General features: G+C 60.7%; 5 protein-coding genes and 1 other RNA gene. 3 read left to right on the plus strand and 3 right to left on the minus strand.

Going from position 1 to position 3,495, the window contains the following annotated elements:
- On the minus strand, positions 1-580 hold a 580-nt coding region (locus ACYQ1H_RS15225), incomplete at its 3' end, for a transposase (protein ID WP_460028893.1).
- 147 nt (positions 581-727) lie between these two features.
- On the opposite strand from ACYQ1H_RS15225, the gene ssrA reads away from it, so the two are divergent.
- From ssrA to ACYQ1H_RS15240, 3 genes are all read left to right on the plus strand, one after another.
- Positions 728-1,082, plus strand: a transfer-messenger RNA (tmRNA) gene (gene ssrA, locus ACYQ1H_RS15230).
- A gap of 291 nt (positions 1,083-1,373) precedes the next feature.
- Positions 1,374-1,712: a type II toxin-antitoxin system RelE/ParE family toxin gene (locus ACYQ1H_RS15235; RefSeq protein ID WP_460028894.1), complete on the plus strand. Its 339-nt coding sequence runs from the start codon at positions 1,374-1,376 to the stop codon at positions 1,710-1,712.
- 2 nt (positions 1,713-1,714) lie between these two features.
- Entirely contained in the window at positions 1,715-2,035 is a 321-nt protein-coding gene (locus tag ACYQ1H_RS15240) for a helix-turn-helix domain-containing transcriptional regulator (protein WP_460028895.1), read from the plus strand.
- 3 nt (positions 2,036-2,038) lie between these two features.
- Here the strand turns inward: ACYQ1H_RS15240 and ACYQ1H_RS15245 are convergent, their stop codons facing one another.
- Entirely contained in the window at positions 2,039-2,491 is a 453-nt protein-coding gene (locus ACYQ1H_RS15245) for a site-specific recombinase resolvase (RefSeq protein ID WP_460028896.1), read from the minus strand.
- Between the two features lie 71 nt (positions 2,492-2,562).
- On the minus strand, positions 2,563-3,495 hold a 933-nt coding region (locus tag ACYQ1H_RS15250), incomplete at its 5' end, for a recombinase family protein (RefSeq protein WP_460028897.1).

Raw genomic sequence — 3,495 nt, forward strand, 5'->3', positions numbered from 1 at the left:
TGCGGACCACCGCGTCCTCGCGAATCTTGACCCGCAGGGCATCAAAAAAGACGACCGGATACATCGGCTCCAGCGGCCGCGACTGCCAGGCCGTCACCTCGGCCATCACCGCATCGGTAACCGAGCTGATGAATTCCGGTGACACCTCGGTGCCGTACTGCTCGGCCAGAAATCCCTGAATCTCGCGCACCGTCATGCCGCGGGCGTACATGGCGACGATCTTGTCGTCGAAGCCGGTGAAGCGGCGTTCATGCTTGGGAATCAGCAGGGGTTCGAAGCTGCCCTGACGGTCGCGCGGGACGTCGATGCGCAGCGGCCCATCGTCGGTCAGCACGGTCTTGCTGGTCGCGCCGTTGCGGTGGTTGCAGATATCGCCTGGTTTCTCGGCGCCAGGCGGGTAACCCAGGTGATGGCTGAGTTCGGCCCCCAGGATGCGTTCGATCAGCGCCTTCTTGAACGCCATCGAGGCGGCATTCACCGCTTCGGCGTCCATCGGGCCACTGACCATCTGGTCAATGAGTTCTTTCGGAATGCTGGGCAGCGCCGCTGCCCCTTTCTTCTTGCTCGTCTTGCTTGGCATACATGCTCCTTGGTGACATGTTATGCCTCACACACAAAATTCCTGACAGACTCACGCAGCACAGCCGCGATGCCCCTTGAAAAGACAAACGCCCATCCCCACCTTGCAAGCCCATGAGAAGAGCCTATACTTGGCCCTTCACACACCGGGGGTGACATGGCTTCGACGTGGATCGCAAAACCCAAGGTGCATGCCGAGGTGCAGTTCCCCTCGTAAAACCAGCTGCAACCAATATAGTTGCCAACGACGACAACTACGCTCTAGCTGCTTAAGCCAGCTAGTGTCTGACCAGGGCCTGCTTATGGACGCTGTCTCAGGCATAACCCAAGCATAAGCTCGCGAGGAGGCAAGTCCGGGGCCAAATCGCTAAAACTTACGGAATCGCTGATCGTCTTCCCTGCCAGTCGGGCAACGGTCAGTTAAATTCAATGGCATGGATAAGCATGTAGAGCCGAAGGCGGAGGATTCGCGGACGCGGGTTCAATCCCCGCCACCTCCACCAAATTGAAGGGCTCGGACAATCTCCGGGCCCTTTTTCTTGCCTGAAATCCCCGCGCCACGCGGGGTTTCGGCCATCCGTGCTGCGGGTGGCCATCCGCCGAAACGCCCGTAATTAGCCACTTTCTCGGCCCGAGCCGTCTCTATTCTCCGTTTGGCCTGCGGGTAGGCGCGGCTTTGGCTATCGCAAAATCAACAACTTATGCGCGGCGGTTCATCGTCAACCAAGGCGAGCGGTCAGGCATCCAACCTGCCACACTGGCACAATGGGAACTTATACGTTACCATTTGATCCATGAGCTACCAGATCAAAGAACTACTGCTGGATGATGGCGACAGCCCCTTCGCGGAGTGGTTCGAGTCGCTGGAGGCCGTTGCCGCCGCCAAGGTGCGCGTAGCCGTTAGCCGGATGGAAAAGGGCAACCTGTCCAACGTTGAGTGGTTTCGTGGCATCGGGGAATACAAGATCGATTGGGGGCCGGGCTTGCGCGTCTATCTCGCCAAGGACGGATTGAAGATCATCATCCTGATCGGTGGCGGCACCAAGAAGCGTCAACAGCAGGACATCGACCAAGCGGTGGCGCTGTGGGAAGACTACAAGCGCCGCAAGGCATCAACCCGGAAAGGAAAGTGAACATGGCACTGACCCGTGATTTCAAAGAAACCGTGGCCGCGCGCGTGCAGAGCGATCCGGCCTTTGCGCAGGCGCTTCTGGACGAGGCCATCACCCTGTTCGTCAATGGCGAGCCGGAATCGGCCAAACTGATCCTGCGCGACCTCGTGAACGCCACGGTCGGATTCGAGGCGCTGGCCGAGGAAATTCACAAGCCTGCCAAGAGCCTGCACCGGATGCTCTCGCAATCGGGCAACCCGACCATGAGCAACATCTCGGCGGTCTTTGCGGCTATCAAGCGTGCACTCAAGGTCGAGGTGCACACCCAGATCGTGATGGCCTGATTTTCAGGCATCAAAATTCGTCACCACCTCGCGCTGCGCCACCCAGTCGGTCGGCAGCGGGTTCCGCTGAAACCACAGCAGGCTCATGCACCGGGGCTGCTGCCCAGCCAGTATGCTCTGGATGATGGCGGGCTCCAGCAGCGTCAGGCGCAGCAGTTCGTTGACCGTCGAGTGGTGCAGGCCTTCGCGCTGAGCAATTTCGCTGCCGCTGCCCACCAATCCATCATCCAGTAGTTGCTGCCAGTAGAAGGCCCGCGTCAACGCCACCAGCAAGGGCTGGTCGATCTGGGTGGCTACCTTGCCCGATGCCTCGACTTGGCTGTCCGGGCGCACCACCACCTTGCTGCCGCCACGCTTGCGAATCTTCAGCGGGATGAAGGTGGACAACTTCACCTGTCCGCCATCCCGGCGTTCGCGGGCGATGGCTGCGCCCAAGGGCTGGACTTTCGGTTTCATGCCTCGACCTCCTGTTGCTCCCATTCCTGCAGTTCTGCGCCGATGCTGCCGGGCATCAGTTCCCCAGCCAGTTATTGCCAGCCCTGATCGCGCCAAATGATCTCCAGCCCGCCGTCGGCAATCATCACGCGCTCGATCGGCAATTGCGCCAATCGGCACTGCTCCGCTGGAAACAACTCTCGCCACAGGCTGGCGAGGTTGCGCATTGGCAGCACGACCTGCGGTTCGGTGAGGTCTGGCCGAATGTGCTGCATCCGGTCCCATACCGATTGCACGATGTGCGGGGCCGAGAGTGCCGTCACGATCTGCTGCGTGACCAGTTCTTCAATCGGCGCAGCTGGCAGCGGGCCGTGTTGACTGGCCCATGCGCCAAAGCGCCGGTGCTTGATCGGGCTGTAATAGCGGTAGGTCTTGCCCTTCTTGACGGTGTAGCTGGGCACCAGCCGTTCGCCATCGGACGTAAACAGCAGGCCACGCAGCAATACAGGCTCACTCTGGCGGTCATTCGTCGCGCGCCTCCGCTCGATGCCATCGGTGGCAATCAGCGCGTGCACGGCTTCCCACTGCGCCTGGGTGATGATGGCCTGATGTTGGCCAGGGAAACTCTGCCCCTTGTGAACGATCTCGCCCAGGTACATCCGGTTGTGCAGCATCTTGTAGATGGTCTGCTTGGTGAAGGGCTTGCCGCCCTTGGTGACCACGCCTTCCGTTCCGTAGGCCTTGGCCATCAGCGTGGCCGAGCGCACGGTCACGAAGTCATCGAAGATGCGGCGCACCAGCTTGGCCTCGGTGTCATTGATGACCAGCAGACGGCTATCCACGTCATACCCCAGCGGCAGCGGCCCGCCCATCCACATCCCCTTGGCCTTGCTGGCGGCGATCTTGTCGCGGATGCGCTCACTGGTGACCTCACGCTCGAATTGGGCAAACGACAACAGCACGTTGAGCATCAAGCGCCCCATCGAGGTGGCCGAGTTGATCTGCTGGGTGACGGCGCTGAAGCT

Source organism: Methyloparacoccus murrellii (genome assembly GCF_054657115.1).

Excerpts from the sequence above, each read along its gene's own strand:
- ACYQ1H_RS15240 (WP_460028895.1), top strand. The coding sequence starts at position 1,715 with ATGGCACTGACCCGTGATTTCAAAGAAACCGTGGCCGCGCGCGTGCAG.
- ACYQ1H_RS15235 (WP_460028894.1), top strand. The coding sequence starts at position 1,374 with ATGAGCTACCAGATCAAAGAACTACTGCTGGATGATGGCGACAGCCCC.
- ACYQ1H_RS15245 (WP_460028896.1), bottom strand. The coding sequence starts at position 2,491 with ATGAAACCGAAAGTCCAGCCCTTGGGCGCAGCCATCGCCCGCGAACGC.